This window comes from Dolichospermum compactum NIES-806, from assembly GCF_002368115.1.
GTDB classification, from domain to species: domain Bacteria; phylum Cyanobacteriota; class Cyanobacteriia; order Cyanobacteriales; family Nostocaceae; genus Dolichospermum; species Dolichospermum compactum.
The window spans coordinates 4,575,898-4,589,847 of the sequence record NZ_AP018316.1; the positions used below are offsets into that span (position 1 = coordinate 4,575,898).

The following is a 13,950-nucleotide window of genomic DNA, read 5'->3' on the forward strand; positions in this document are numbered from 1 at the left end:
ATTAGTAAATTAAAATAAATGAATATTTTATTTCGTAACTCCCGAATAAAACTTAGTCAAGGCGTATTGTTTTGGCGTGAAGTTGGTACAGGAATACCCGTAGTTTTTCTACATGGTGCATGGAATGATGGTAGCGAATGGGTATCCACAATGGAATTATTAGCTGAAAAAATCCATTGCTTCTCACCGGATTTGTTAGGTTTTGGTGAATCAGCAAATCCTAAAATTCACCATTCCATCAATTTACAAGTCGAATGTTTAGCTGATTTTTTAAAAGCTTTAAAATTAGAAAAGGTCTATTTAGCTGGTAATTCTCTAGGAGGTTGGATTGCGGCTAGTTATGCTTTAAAATATCCAGAGCAAATATCTGGCTTAATATTATTATCACCAGAGGGTGTTGCAGCGGAAGGACAAAAAAAGGAATGGCAACAAAAACGGCGGTTATTTTATTTTTCACCCTTGATAATTAAATTTTTACGCTTAATTATACCTTTTGTTAAATTGATTGGTTGGGAGGAAAAAATTGCTAGAAATTTAGAATTAAGAAAAACATTGTTACAATCCTCTACGGCTTGTCAATTACTTTTTAATCGCAAGCAACCAGAAATAGAAGCAGAATTATTAGAAACCCGCTTACCGGAAATTAACGTTCCCTGTTTGATTTTGCAAGGTAGTCAAGATACACAAACTGCTATATCTAAAAGTAATACTTATGCTCGATTAATTCCTGAAGTTCAGTTACATAATATTGCTCATGGAGAAAGTAATTTATCAGAAACTTGTGCTGGTGTTGTCGCGGAAGCTATTTGGGATTTTATTAATATAGCAGGAGTCAGGAGTCAGGAGTCAGGAGTCAGGAGTCAGGAGTCAGGATAAAGAAGGAAGAAGGAAGAATAGTCTTAAATCTAGGAAGGTAATTATTGGGATTAAGACTAAATTGACTCTAAATATCGGCGTAATTTACTACTAAACCAATCAATCACTGTGACTACTACTAATAGCACTAACATCATGGTTGTGGCTTTGGTATATTCAAAACCATCTATATAGCTTTTTAATTGAAATCCTATTCCCCCAGCACCAACTACTCCTAAAACCGAAGCAGCACGAATATTATATTCAAACATCCACAGGGTATAACCTAATCCTAAAGGTAATATTTGTGGCAATATCCCATACTGAGCAATTTGTATTTTTGATGCCCCAATTACCTGTAAAGACTCTAAGGAATGATAATCTACTGATTCTATAGCTTGTTGATAAAATTTAGCAAGATAGCCAATAGTATATATTGACAATGCCAATGTTCCAGCGGGTGCGCCTAAACCTGTAGCAGCTACAAAGATTAAACCTAAGATAATTGAAGGCACGGAACGCACAGCATTTTGCAGTATGTTTGCTATCCATCTTAACCATAAAGGAGCGATATTATTAGAACTGGCTATGGCAATTGGTAAGGATAAAACTGCACCTATGGATGTTCCCCAAACGGACATCTGCACGGTTTCAATTAATCCTTTAATGGCAATGTCTAATACTTGCAAGTTAGGAGGAAATAACCGATAAATAAAGTCTGTGATAAAAGGCCAGCTATCTTTTAATAATTTCAGATCAACTTTTAATCCTTGTAATGCCCAAATATAAATTCCTATCATTAATAGGCAGACAAGTGAAGGCATAAACCAAGGATAACGATGAAAAATTTGTGAACTAGAAAATTTTTTCATGGTTTAAATTACTCCATATAATTTTAATTATTTTACTTAGATAGGTTATGAAAATTGCTCTTGTAAATTTTCACATTTGCCATCATAAACTACTTTCCCACCATCTAAAATTATCGCTCTTTGAGCATATTCTGTAGCTAGAGCTAAGTCATGTAAAACGGTAATTATAGTTAATCCTTGTTGATGCAATTCTGATAAAGTTGCCATGACTTGTTGTGAGGCTACTACATCTAAACCGGTGGTGGGTTCATCGGCTAAAAGTATTTGTGGAGATTGCATTAATGCTCTAGCGATCGCTACTTTTTGTTGTTGTCCACCACTTAATTTACTAGTTTTTTGATATGCTTGTTCTTTCAAACCTAGTTGTGTTAATAATTCTAAGGCTAATGTGCGATCGCGTTGCCCAAATCCAAATAAAGTTTGTCTCGTCTTTCTCACCCCCAATCTGCCACATAAAACATTATCAATTGCTGATAATTGGCGAATTAAACCCCCTCCCTGAAATAGCATTCCCACATCTCGACGGATTTGCGGTAAGTTTTGCTCACCTACAGACACACCATTAATTTTAATTTCCCCCTTAATCAAGGGAACTAAACCGACAAGTGATTTTAATAATGTTGATTTACCTGCCCCATTCAATCCTAACAAGACTACAAACTCACCTTGATTAATTTGGCAATTAATATTATTTAAAATCGGACGTTTTAAAGAAGCAATATAATCTGTTCGCAAATGACAACATTCAATAAAATTCACGTTACTTTTAGATAAATGATAATTTGTAATTACTTCAGATTTAAGTATCATAACTGGTTTTGTGAAAATTTCATCAAACAATCAATATTCTAATTCTCAATGCTGACCTTTCACCTAATGTAGGGGTAGCGCCCCCCTGACAGGTGTAGGTTTTTTACATTCTGGTGAGGGCAAGACTTGGGCGACAAGGTGGACAAGGTGACAAGGGAGGAAAACCCTACAGGATGATGTTTTTTGGCAACAATAACACACCGTTAAAAGACTATTGTGCGGATAAAATCTTCCTTGTCTACGTTCCCTCCAAGTCTTCCCAGTCTTGCCTTCACAGACAATATTAAAAACCTACCCTTGTGAGGTAGCGCCCCCGTGCCTACCCCGGTATTTGGGACAACACAGGGGGTTTGCCCAATTCCCCCATCAATCAGGGCAACCACAGGGGGTTTGCCCCTACTCCGATTCTTGGGCAACCACGGGGGGTTTGCCCCTACTCCGATTCTTGGGCAACCACAGGGGGTTTGCCCCTACCCCGATTCTTGGGCAACCACGGGGGGTTTGCCCCTACCCCGATTCTTGGGCAACCACAGGGGGTTTGCCCCTACTCCATTCCCGCATTTTTCAAGGCTTCCCGCACTGGTTGAAGATGACGATTATGATCAATCCTGACCAATTCTGTGGAATTATATAAACCGCTTAGTAATTGATTATTTTCTAATTTATTTAACTTCAGCAAGGCATTAATTAGCTTTTCTCTCATGACAACTGGGACATCATCATCAATCGCAATACCATGAGCCGGAACACCAGAAATTTTATGTAATATCCTGACTTTATCTCTATTTTCAGCCGCCAAATATGGAGGGAAAAGAGCATATTCTGAAACTACAGCTACATCCGCTTGACCTCTAATTACAGCATCTAAGGCTTTACTATAATTTCCACCATAACTAACTTTACCAAAGAAGTTTTCCAAGCGATCACGGTTAGGAACAAAACCCTGTTTTACTAACTCACCCACTGGAAAAATAAATCCAGAACCAGATGTAGGAGAAGTAAAAGCAATAGTTTTTCCCCTGAGTTTTTCTAAAGTTGCTTTGGGAGAATTCTTACTTTTTAATTGGCTGTTATTAGGAACAACAAAAATAGAATTATAAGTATATCTACCGGAGTAATTTTTACGAACTTCCGCCAAATATAACCGAGAATTTGCTAATTGTTCAGCCTTTAAAGCCGGACGGCTACTTAAAAATGCTACATCAGCCCTATTCGCTCTTAAAGCTTCTACTGCGGCTGTCTCATCACCTACTTGCGCCTTAACGGGTATCCCTATCTCCTTAGATAAAAAAGCAGCTACATTATTAGCTTTATTTTGCAAGTCTGTAGAATCAGAGCGACTAGAAAAAACTATAGTTAAAGGACTGATTTTCTGAGCAATTAAGCGTGGTGCTGGTTGATTGTTTAAAGGGTTAGCTATGGCTAGTTGGGTAGACTCCAAACCGCTTAACAGCATTCCTGTCAAGGCTAACAATCCGCCACCAACACCCCAAAAGCTTTTTTTACTCACTACCATTTTTTTACTCCACTAAGAATATTTTCAATACTTTTGCAAATTACTTGCAATTAACTCCATCAAAAACTATAGACTTTTTAAGAATATAAGTCAATAAGCAAAATTTTTTTACCCTGACCTTCCGTACTTCATTATGTAATATGCGTAAGTTTCCAAAATCTCATTAACAATAGTTAAATAAATAACATAAATTACCAATAAACTTAAGTATTAATATGTAGTATAATGGCTATTAGAGACTTCCAATTAAAAAAATATCCCAAAATTTCTTGTGGTGCGGGCATACTTCGACAAGCTCAGGGCATCGCAAGCTCACTGTAACACTTGTCGTTAGCGTAGCGTGGCGTTAGCCATAGTATGCCCATCCCACATTCCACAAGACTGGATAGTGTTTCGCTATCCCACAACTATAATCTAATAATATGCTATTAGTTTTATCCTAGATGCTATTTATCAGATAGATTATTCATAATGGCTGTATGATAAGCTTGAATTATATAAAATTAATAATACTTTTGATATTTATAACTTTTAGCAATTGCCTTTAGATTTTCTTAATAATTAATTGAGAATCTTTTCTATTTATCAACGAGGTTGCTATACTTTCAGCGATTTGCTATAATTTCAGAGAATTTCATAATTGGGTTGTTATTGTCAATTTTGGATCTTTCAGAAGATGTTAGTCTCAAACCCTTTATTGACAGTAGTTTCAGAAATTAATTTCCCAGGCTAATACAAAACTTTACAAATTAATAGCTATTCCCTCAACAATTTTAGCCATGAATTTGCTCAGAAATGATCTAATTTGAGCGATCGCCAAAATTACCTATTGAAAAATTGACAAGAAAGTGATAAGCAACCTGTCAATATTATTAATTTTAGTGATATTTAGGGTTTGCTGAATAAGTAAGTAGTGAGATAGAATTAATTACACAATGTGATTGCGTAAGCGTTGCGCTGCTGCAAGCATTTCGCAAGGGTTGTGATTGCTTCCCTTCGCTCGCAATGACTGTAAATATTTTTGTCCAATTACTTAAGTACCTCTTTTTTCAACGTGGCTTTCAGGCTCTATCCCTTATGAAACAAGCTGTTTAGTCACCTTGTCACCCGTTAAGGCTGCACACTGAAATTATCTTCTCTCATTATAGGATCAATCATTCTGTGGACTTCTCTTACTCACATCTTGCACCTGGAAATAGAGATGTCAAAACCACAACTACGTGCGAGTGGAATTAATCGCTGAATATCCAGTAAAATAAGAGACACAACTATATTGGGAAAAAGTGATTCAAGCGCAGTTTGTGCAGCGTTACCCCAATCAGGTGGTAATGGTAACTGAGTCTGCAAATAACTCCAGTGAGCTAGAAGATAAGCAGTTAAAGAAAGAATCAGCCAGCGATACATTCCCAAGATTGTACTTTGACCAAAACGGTGTAAACCGAAACGGTGTTTTGCAGTTTTAAACCAGCCCTCTATTTGCCACCGTCGTTTACCCCACCATTTAATAGTGCTGGCTTTGAGAGGTCTAGTGGATAGAACAAAGCGTTTTTCTAACCTACCATCACGGTTGAGATAATACCAAGCCACGGTAACAGGAAACTTTAAGCCAACCAAACGAACCTGTTGTCCTTGTTTGTGGAGATGTCGTAAAATTCTGCCATCAACTAATTTACGGTTAATCGCTAAACCTGTAATTGCATGATATTTAAGCTGACGGATACCGTGAAGAAATTCCGCACTACCAAAGGCTGTATCTGCCAAAATCATCACCTGAAAGTGTTTGGTTAGTAATTTTGGCAAACGTTGGACTAATTTTAGTCCTAACTGTGCCTGTGACGGAGTACCTTTACATCTCCATACCCGGAAGTTCCAAGGAATTCGCCATCTTCCGACTATCAAATATAGCACCACTAGATGCAATCCCCTCTTACCGTTATAGACGGAGATTAAATGCTCAAACTCTTTGAATTTTCCACGTTTTTCAAGAGTTGTCAGGTCAACAATTACCTGTAGAAACGGTCTCCGTCCTGGACTTGATTCAGATAAGGTCTTTAAAACGGTCTCTAATATTTGATGACGAACAGTACGAATTAAATCCCGTGTTGACCAAGGGTTGAGATTTAAAAATCGGCTTAATGCACTTGAAGACTTTGTTTGAGAATGTTCAGGTAAGGGATGTCCCTCTGCTTCCAAAAATAGCCCCAGCATTGTTTCTAGGTTCTCTTTTTGGTACTTCGTAGGCATCAATTCTTTGAGGTTGTAAACTAAATCTTGGGCGTGGGCAAGCATTGTCTTGCTGTTTAGGAAATATACTTCACGCCCTTTTTCTCATATTTTGAGCTTAATAACCGCAAAACCCTACATTTTTCCTATATTTAACAAACTGACCAGTCAGGACACAACATTTGCACTGTCTTCATCCAGGAATTAAGTCCCTGAATCTAGTTTTTTGGCTTTTTACGTAAAAATACTTTTGCTATGTTATATATACAACATTAAGCAACCTGGATTACTTCATTATCCACTGTCATATTTTTGTATTTATTATTTGTTCTCTACGGGTTTATTCGGTAGGTGCAAGATGTGAGACTAATGAATATCATCATGAATTAGAAATACCAACTACTGAAATTATGAAATTAGTTTGGTCAAATGATGGTAATTTATTAGCTCTAGATACCAGGACAGGTCAAATTTTTCTTTATGATCTCTCACAAAATTGTTTAGATCAGATTTTTCAAAGGGAAAAATCTAATATTAATGATATCAGGAATGGTTTAAATTTCAGTCAAGATCATGCTTATCTCGCTTTTAGTAGTGATAATGCTAAAGTGGAAATTTTGCATTTAGAAAGTAATACTTTTCTTGGTTCTTTAAAAGGACATCCTGTTCAACTCGTAGGTCTAATTTTTATGAAACAAGATCAACTAATAGTTACTATCAGAAATGTTGAATAGCGTAATAAAACTTTACATATTGAAATAAACTTAGCCTATAAGTGCTATTTTTCATCTTATCCAAATAAGTTTTCTAAACCAATGAACATAACTTATTTCCTGACACATATAGGACTGAAGATAACGGAGTTTATCTAATAAAGTTTTGCCAAATTCTTGCGGTATTTCTATTAGTTGCAATATCAAATAAGCGATTAAACAGCACATTATCTGAATTCTAATTCCATTCTCATTCTTTGTCATAAGTCTGTCTAACTTGAGGTGCATTTTTAAGAATTTCCATAACAATTCAATTTGCCATCTTTGTATGTAAATTTCCATAATCTCTTGATTACTAACTTGCTCTTCTCCTTCATTTAATAAGTTTGTTGCTAAACGAAATTCACTCTTAGTTTCTATATCACAAAATGCTACTACTCTAATTTCCACTTCTCTTTCATCTTTGCCAACTTTACAATTACCATTTTCTAGCATTTCTAAAGTGACATTATTTTTAATTCTTAAGACAAAAGCTTTATTTTTTTGTTGTTTTAATTCAGATATTCTTTCGGAGGATGCAAATCCTCTATCCATTATCCCTACTCCTTTTGACGGAATTGCTTCTACTGTTTCTTGTCCATATTTATGGTCATGTCCTTGCCCAAAATGAATCACCATTCCACCAACTTCTGATGTCAAACTATCTAACCCACAAAATAGTTTTACTTGATGATATCCTTGACTCCATAATAATTTACTTGTTAATGTAATAATTGTTGAATCTATAGGAAATAATGCTTGGGTTTCTTCCTTTCCTTTTTTCTTTCTCAGTTGATTGTTTAATTCAGTTATTATCTCCAAAAATACTTGAGTATCTCTCTTTTTACTTGCCTTGGAAAAATTTGATATTTTTAAATCTATCCCTTGATTATTTAGTCTTTGAAATAAATCTCTCATACTCACTATACTTTTATCCATGACATACTGTAACCACACTGATACAAATGAAAATGTGTCCAGAACTGGATAATCTTTTTTGGGCAATGGTTTCAATATTGTTTTGACCACTTCTGGGAAATTCTTTAAGCGCATAATTTGATAATTCTTTATCTATATTTTTTTAGATTGTATCAAATTATGGTACTTTTTTTTAATCTTTTCCTAACATTCAACACTTCTGAGTTACTATTAGTTTGGATAGTACAGTGAGAATCTGGGAATTATTATCAGGAAAATGTCTCCATATTTTAACTGATCATCAAGCACCTGTTACTAGTTTAACTATCGTGAATGAAGATACTTTTGCCACAGGTAGTGCCGATAGTACAATTAGAATTTGGGATGTGAATATGGCAAAATGTATACAAGTATTAACCAGCGATCGCCCCTACGAAGGTATGAATGTTTATAAAGCTACTGGTTTAACCTCATCCCAATTAGAAACATTGACAGGTTTGGGTGCGATCGCAAATTCCACGAATTAGCATAGGGTTTGCTGAATAAGTTGTCTGTGAAGGCAGGGAACAGGGAACTAATTTTTCCGGTTTCCCCGCTTTGGAAGGGGGGATTAAGGGGGGTAATTTAACTTGTGTGTACACGATAGCCTCTTAGGAGGAGAGGTAGGGAAGGGTGGTTAGGTTTCTGGAGATTATCTGTTTTATCTAATACTTTTCAAACAACCTCTTAACGCCCCTTCTGATTAATGAAGGGGATATGGGGTTTTACTTACATCCTAAAGATTGACGGGTATCTACACCTGTTTTAGAATTTACACCACTAGCATTAACACAGATTTTTTTTACCTGTACCATATCTAAAATTGCATTGGTAAAATCAGCACCAGTGACATCAACTTTATCAAAAGTGGAACGCAACATCATCGCATCTGTAAAAACTGCATCACTTAAATCGGCATCTTTGAATCTTGATAAATAAGCAATTCCTTGACTAAAATCCACACCATGAAAATTTACAGCATCCAATAAAACACCGTTAAATACAGCACCACGTAAATCAGCATCGCTAAAATTAGTATTTTCTAATTTCACGCTTGTAAACTCAATCCCAATTAAACTTTGTCCAGAAAAGTCTTTCCCCCCGATTCCCTTATTTACAAGAGAATTAGTAACACTAGAAGAACTTGCTGCTTGCGCTGATAGGGGAAACACAAACAACACTAGAGCTAAAATCACACTAGCCAAGATTGAGCGATACTTCATAATTTTTGCTTAATAAATCTCAACAATTCCACCATTAATCATTAAACCGCAGGAAGGATGCAGAAGTGATTTTCTGCTAAATTAACAACGATCTCGTAGGATAGATAAATGTTGAGATGCGATCGCACGTAAACGTCAATATAAATAACTACCTGTGGCTAATCAAGAAAATATTACCTCATCGCCAGTTGCTCATGGGGAAACCCCCCCAAATTTCCCAGCTTCCCAATCTCTGAAACGAACCCCTTTATATCAAATGGGTGTAGAACTCAAAGCCAGATTTACCAGCTTTGGGGGCTGGGAAATGCCCATACAATATAGCAGTATCACCCAAGAACACCATGCCGTTAGGAATACCGCTGGAATGTTCGATATTTCTCACATGGGCAAATTTACCCTCCAAGGTAAAAACCTGATTTCCCAACTGGAGTATTTAGTTCCTTCCGATTTAAGTCGGTTACAACCTGGACAAGCACAATATACCGTATTGCTTAACCCCCAAGGCGGAATCATTGACGACATCATTATTTATTACCAAAATACAGACAGCACTGGGACGCAAAATCTAGTCATCATCGTTAACGCCTCAACTACCGACAAAGACAAAAAATGGCTATTAGCACATCTTGATCCTAATCTAGTCCAATTTCAAGACCTATCACGGGATAAAATCTTAATTGCCGTTCAAGGACCAACAGCTACTCATCATCTGCAATCCCTAGTCACAACAGACTTATCACCCATTAAGGCTTTTGGGCATTTAGAAACGACCATTTTTGGCAAACACGCATTCCTCGCCCGCACAGGATACACTGGCGAAGATGGTTTTGAAGTAATGGTAGATTCTTCCGTTGGTATAGACTTGTGGCAAAGTTTATATAATGCTGGTGTTGTTCCCTGCGGACTTGGTTGTAGAGATACCCTTCGCTTAGAAGCGGCAATGGCACTTTATGGGCAAGATATTGACGATACCACCACACCTCTAGAAGCTGGCTTAGGTTGGTTAGTCCATTTAGATACCAAGGGTGATTTTATTGGCAGAGAAGTTTTAGTACAGCAGAAAGCCCAAGGAATATCCTGTAAACTCGTCGGTTTGCAAACACAAGGACGCAATATTCCTCGTCATGGCTACTCCGTATTATATTCCAAAGAAGTTGTAGGAGAAGTAACAAGTGGTACTCTCTCACTCACACTCGGTTATCCCATCGCTTTAGCTTACGTTCCCACCCAGTTAGCAAAGCTTAAGCAGCAGCTAGATGTAGAAATTCGCGGTAAAGCTTACCCTGCGGTAGTTGTGAAACGCCCATTTTATCGCTCAAAGAATCGTGTTACTAACTGATAATCTTTGAGGTTTTTAAGGAATAATGTCTTTTAGGTTACTCTTGTAACACCATTTTTTTTAACGTGGAAGAGAAAGTGATATGTCTTTAGAATATCCCCAGGATTTTCGATACTTAGATTCCCATGAATATGTTCGTTTAGATGGAGAAATTGCCACTATTGGTATTACTGCGTTTGCTATAGAACAATTGGGTGATATTGTCTTTTTGGAACTGCCGGATATTGGTGATGTTATTACCAAGGGAGATACATTTGGTTCTATTGAATCCGTGAAGGCTGTTGAAGATTTGAATTCGCCTGTTACTGGTACAGTTGTAGAACGCAATCAACCTTTAATAGATGATCCAGAACAAGTAACTGAAGACCCTTATGGTGAGGGTTGGTTCTTAAAAGTTCGCATCAATGACCCTGATGAAGTTAATGAGGATACATTAACAGCAGATGAATATAGTGATCAGGTGTTGGGTGTGTAAATAATTTCACTCATACATTCCCGAAAATGAAAAAAAAGGGCATCAATTAAACTATATCTCAGCTTTTTTGGCAACTTGAAAAGCTGAGATATAGGTAATTTGTATATTGCCTCCATAGTTATTTGCGATGTTTTCTCGTAATTCTGTAAATAAACTATTTCTAGTTTCTATATCTAGCTTTAGGTATGGAGTATAAGTGCTTAAAAGTAATAAAAAATCATCCATATAATAATTAACTTTACAGACAACTTGTTCGGAAACTAAATTTTTGAATTTACCTGAGTCAATGGCTTTTTGTCCTAAAGACTGCACTATCTCTTTTTGAGTTTGCATATCTTCATATCTATCCAAAAGTGGAGCATACTTTTGATATATTTCTCGGAAACTTTGATAAACTTCATATTCTGGTTGTGGCGTCATATTCCACAGCAAAATTAAGGACCCCTCATTTTTTAAAGCTTGATTAATCTTGAGATTACCAAATTCAGGATCAATCCAATGATAAGAAGTTGCTGCTAAAACAGCATCAAATTTTCCAGTTTCTAGTTCCCATTCTTCAAAGGTTTTCTGGTGAATTTCTACCTGTGGATACATTTCACAGTTTTTTCTTGCTAAATTACAAGCTGCTAAACTTGGTTCTAGACAGATCATGGAAAAACCTAATTTAGCAAATGCTAAAGTTGCATTCCCGGGTCCACAACCTAATTCTAGAATATTAGCTTTGCTGGAAAGTTGGGTGAATTCTATAGCACCATTAATAATTTCTTGTGGATAGCGATGTCTGAATTTATTATAAGCTTCTGCAACATGAGAATACCAGTTTTTTCTGGTTTCTAAGTCTTGAGAATATAGATTTTTAAGTAGTTCCATTTCTTTCATAATTGATCCTTAATTTCCCAAAGCTATGACAGCATTTTGTCCACCAAAACCAAAGCTAAAACATAGGACTTGCTGAATTTTACGTTCTTGTGCTGAGGTGATGCAGTTTAAATTAAATTCTGGTTGCTGAAGTCCTACAGAAGGGGGTAAAATTTGATTTTGCAATGCCATGAGTGAAAAAGCTACACCTAAAGCTCCTGATGCTCCTAATGTATGACCTGTGCTACCTTTGGTGGAACTAATCGCTAATTTTGGGGAAAATAAGTGTTGAATAATTTTACTTTCCATTCGGTCATTTAACTGGGTAGCTGTACCATGAGTGTGAATGTAGTCTATGTCTGTGGGTGAAATATGACTACGTTCTAAACATTGCTTAATGGCTATGATGGCACTTTTACCTGCTGGTTCTGGTGAGTTCCCATGATATGCGTCTGCTGTCAAGCCAAAACCTAATATTTCTCCATAAATCTTCGCTTGTCTTTGGGTAGCTAACTCCGCAGATTCGAGAATCAAGACAGCACCACCTTCACCTAGTACCAAGCCTTCTCGCTGCAAATCAAAGGGATAAGCACCTGTTTTGGCTAAAGCCCCCATTTGCCTAAATCCGGCTATTGTCAGGGAGGTTATGGGTGCTTCTATTGCCCCTGTAATTACTCGTTGGTATTGCCCCGTTTTGATTAACATTGTAGCTTGAGCGATCGCCCAAATTCCCGTTGCACAAGCAGCCATTGGTGCTAAAACTGCTGCTGTTGAGCCTATTTTTCGGGCTATAGCGATCGCATTCATTTGTGGTAAAGTATTTAACCAATTGTCTAAGTTTAATTCTGCCTCTTCCTGATATATCTGTCGCGCCATTATCTCCCAAGATGCTTGATAACTCCGACTAGAACCAACTACCACTGCACAATCAAACAAAGGTGCTACCAATTCGGCATCTTGTAGGGCTGAATTAACAACTATTTCCGTGAGTGTATTTAATAAAGAAGGTTTTTCAGCAATTAATCCCAGGGGAATGATTCCCAATTCTGGAAATATTTGATGTAATTTAATTCCCGTTTTTCCTAATAATAGATTTTGCCAATTAGCCTCTAAGCTTTCACCTAAAGCAGAAACTAGACCAATCCCAGTCACAACAACTCTAACCAATTTTAGATTTTAGATTTTAGATTTTAGATTTCAGCAGTTATCAGAAGTCAATTATCAATTATTTTGCAACTGACAACTGACAACGGACTACTGACTACTGAGCAGTTTTCAAATTTTCTGCACCTTTCGTGACTTTAGCAGACTCAATGCGATCGCCTTGCTGGATTTTGTTAACTACCTCAAAACCTTTGGTAACATTACCAAACACGGCATAGTTACCATCCAAGAATGATAAATCTGCTAAAGCAAAGTAAAATTGAGAAGAAGCAGAATCCGGGGACTGTGATCTAGCCATAGCGATCGCTCCTTGCTTGTGTTGTAACACAGGCTTCTCAGTAATAGTCTTACTGTAAATAGGATCTTTTGCGCCTTTTGGTTTAATTTCTAACGGTATCCGTCGCTCAGTCTTAATTTGAGGATTAATATAACCACCAGTTCCCAATCTACTTTCGGGAAATTTGGGGTCTTTACCTTGTGGATCTCCACCTTGAACTACAAAAGGCTGAGGTTCGCGCACAACACGATGGAATACTAACCCGTCATAAACACCTTTTTGAACCAAATCCACAAAATTACCGCCAGTAATTGGCGCATTTGTCCCATCTATTTCCATCTCAATTTGTGTGGGGTTAACTACTTCTCCACGCTTCACCGTCATCACCACCGTAGCCTTACCTTCAAGACGTGGCAAACTTTTGATTCCAGGAACACTCTCGCTAATAGTTTCTGATACTGTTTTTGCACTAGTAGTCGTGTCTGAGGTAGCTGTTGCAGTTGGGGATGCACTAGACGATGTTATATTACTCGCACATCCTCCCAAAGTTAAAGCGCCAATCATCAATAGAACTACAAAAAATTGTGGAAATTTAAACCGCATTGTTAGTAACTGCATTAATCAAAATA

The 13,950-nt window shown here is 37.0% G+C and carries 13 protein-coding genes and 1 pseudogene; 5 read left to right on the forward strand and 9 right to left on the reverse strand.

Features of this window, described 5'->3' with window-relative positions; all coding sequences use genetic code 11:
- Window positions 1–18: 18 nt before the first annotated feature.
- A complete protein-coding gene (locus CA730_RS21260) occupies window positions 19–876 on the forward strand; it encodes an alpha/beta fold hydrolase (RefSeq protein WP_096670335.1) in 858 nt (285 codons plus the stop codon).
- 56 nt (window positions 877–932) lie between these two features.
- Here CA730_RS21260 and phnE read toward each other — a convergent pair whose 3' ends face one another.
- The 4 genes and pseudogenes from phnE to CA730_RS21285 form a co-directional block, all read right to left on the reverse strand.
- A complete protein-coding gene (gene phnE / locus CA730_RS21265) occupies window positions 933–1,679 on the reverse strand; it encodes a phosphonate ABC transporter, permease protein PhnE (RefSeq protein ID WP_407919808.1) in 747 nt (248 codons plus the stop codon).
- A 93-nt stretch (window positions 1,680–1,772) separates the two neighbouring features.
- On the reverse strand, window positions 1,773–2,537 hold the full coding sequence (locus tag CA730_RS21270; protein ID WP_096671712.1) for a phosphonate ABC transporter ATP-binding protein: 765 nt from the start codon (window positions 2,535–2,537) through the stop codon (window positions 1,773–1,775).
- Window positions 2,538–3,081: 544 nt separating this feature from the next.
- The gene (locus tag CA730_RS21280; RefSeq protein WP_096670341.1) at window positions 3,082–4,053 is read right to left on the reverse strand and encodes a phosphate/phosphite/phosphonate ABC transporter substrate-binding protein; all 972 of its coding nucleotides are present in this window, start codon (window positions 4,051–4,053) and stop codon (window positions 3,082–3,084) included.
- Window positions 4,054–5,316: 1,263 nt separating this feature from the next.
- Window positions 5,317–6,342 (reverse strand): annotated as a pseudogene (locus tag CA730_RS21285) (transposase); the annotation flags it as partial.
- A 344-nt stretch (window positions 6,343–6,686) separates the two neighbouring features.
- Here CA730_RS21285 and CA730_RS21290 point away from each other — a divergent pair.
- Entirely contained in the window at window positions 6,687–7,010 is a 324-nt protein-coding gene (locus CA730_RS21290) for a WD40 domain-containing protein (RefSeq protein ID WP_096670343.1), read from the forward strand.
- Window positions 7,011–7,061: 51 nt separating this feature from the next.
- Here CA730_RS21290 and CA730_RS21295 read toward each other — a convergent pair whose 3' ends face one another.
- The gene (locus CA730_RS21295; RefSeq protein ID WP_053537527.1) at window positions 7,062–8,081 is read right to left on the reverse strand and encodes a transposase; all 1,020 of its coding nucleotides are present in this window, start codon (window positions 8,079–8,081) and stop codon (window positions 7,062–7,064) included.
- Between the two features lie 113 nt (window positions 8,082–8,194).
- Here CA730_RS21295 and CA730_RS21300 point away from each other — a divergent pair, with 113 nt between their 5' ends.
- Complete coding sequence (locus tag CA730_RS21300) at window positions 8,195–8,473, forward strand: WD40 repeat domain-containing protein (RefSeq protein ID WP_157750037.1); 279 nt, start codon at window positions 8,195–8,197, stop codon at window positions 8,471–8,473.
- Window positions 8,474–8,710: 237 nt separating this feature from the next.
- Here CA730_RS21300 and CA730_RS21305 read toward each other — a convergent pair whose 3' ends face one another.
- On the reverse strand, window positions 8,711–9,208 hold the full coding sequence (locus tag CA730_RS21305) for a pentapeptide repeat-containing protein (RefSeq protein WP_096670347.1): 498 nt from the start codon (window positions 9,206–9,208) through the stop codon (window positions 8,711–8,713).
- Window positions 9,209–9,362: 154 nt separating this feature from the next.
- Between CA730_RS21305 and gcvT the strand changes: the two genes are divergently transcribed.
- Together gcvT and gcvH are read left to right on the forward strand one after the other, a co-directional pair.
- Window positions 9,363–10,547: a glycine cleavage system aminomethyltransferase GcvT gene (gcvT, locus tag CA730_RS21310; RefSeq protein WP_096670349.1), complete on the forward strand. Its 1,185-nt coding sequence runs from the start codon at window positions 9,363–9,365 to the stop codon at window positions 10,545–10,547.
- Between the two features lie 82 nt (window positions 10,548–10,629).
- On the forward strand, window positions 10,630–11,022 hold the full coding sequence (gcvH, locus tag CA730_RS21315; RefSeq protein ID WP_096670351.1) for a glycine cleavage system protein GcvH: 393 nt from the start codon (window positions 10,630–10,632) through the stop codon (window positions 11,020–11,022).
- Between the two features lie 51 nt (window positions 11,023–11,073).
- On the opposite strand, the gene CA730_RS21320 is transcribed toward gcvH, so the two are convergent.
- The 3 genes from CA730_RS21320 to CA730_RS21330 all read right to left on the reverse strand — a co-directional run bounded on the left by CA730_RS21320 (window position 11,074) and on the right by CA730_RS21330 (window position 13,924).
- Window positions 11,074–11,901, reverse strand: coding sequence for a class I SAM-dependent methyltransferase (locus CA730_RS21320; RefSeq protein ID WP_096670352.1), 828 nt, complete (start codon window positions 11,899–11,901; stop codon window positions 11,074–11,076).
- Window positions 11,902–11,910: 9 nt separating this feature from the next.
- Window positions 11,911–13,047: a beta-ketoacyl-ACP synthase gene (locus tag CA730_RS21325; RefSeq protein WP_096670355.1), complete on the reverse strand. Its 1,137-nt coding sequence runs from the start codon at window positions 13,045–13,047 to the stop codon at window positions 11,911–11,913.
- Between the two features lie 94 nt (window positions 13,048–13,141).
- A complete protein-coding gene (locus CA730_RS21330) occupies window positions 13,142–13,924 on the reverse strand; it encodes a peptidylprolyl isomerase (protein WP_096671716.1) in 783 nt (260 codons plus the stop codon).
- Window positions 13,925–13,950 lie beyond the last annotated feature (26 nt).

What these genes read in the sequence shown, in the direction of transcription:
- CA730_RS21270 (WP_096671712.1), bottom strand. Translation starts at nt 2,537, where the DNA reads ATGATACTTAAATCTGAAGTAATTACAAATTATCATTTATCTAAAAGT.
- CA730_RS21305 (WP_096670347.1), bottom strand. Translation starts at nt 9,208, where the DNA reads ATGAAGTATCGCTCAATCTTGGCTAGTGTGATTTTAGCTCTAGTGTTG.
- CA730_RS21290 (WP_096670343.1), top strand. Translation starts at nt 6,687, where the DNA reads ATGAAATTAGTTTGGTCAAATGATGGTAATTTATTAGCTCTAGATACC.
- CA730_RS21295 (WP_053537527.1), bottom strand. Translation starts at nt 8,081, where the DNA reads ATGCGCTTAAAGAATTTCCCAGAAGTGGTCAAAACAATATTGAAACCA.
- gcvH (WP_096670351.1), top strand. Translation starts at nt 10,630, where the DNA reads ATGTCTTTAGAATATCCCCAGGATTTTCGATACTTAGATTCCCATGAA.
- CA730_RS21320 (WP_096670352.1), bottom strand. Translation starts at nt 11,901, where the DNA reads ATGAAAGAAATGGAACTACTTAAAAATCTATATTCTCAAGACTTAGAA.
- phnE (WP_407919808.1), bottom strand. Translation starts at nt 1,679, where the DNA reads ATGCCTTCACTTGTCTGCCTATTAATGATAGGAATTTATATTTGGGCA.
- CA730_RS21260 (WP_096670335.1), top strand. Translation starts at nt 19, where the DNA reads ATGAATATTTTATTTCGTAACTCCCGAATAAAACTTAGTCAAGGCGTA.
- CA730_RS21280 (WP_096670341.1), bottom strand. Translation starts at nt 4,053, where the DNA reads ATGGTAGTGAGTAAAAAAAGCTTTTGGGGTGTTGGTGGCGGATTGTTA.
- CA730_RS21330 (WP_096671716.1), bottom strand. Translation starts at nt 13,924, where the DNA reads ATGCGGTTTAAATTTCCACAATTTTTTGTAGTTCTATTGATGATTGGC.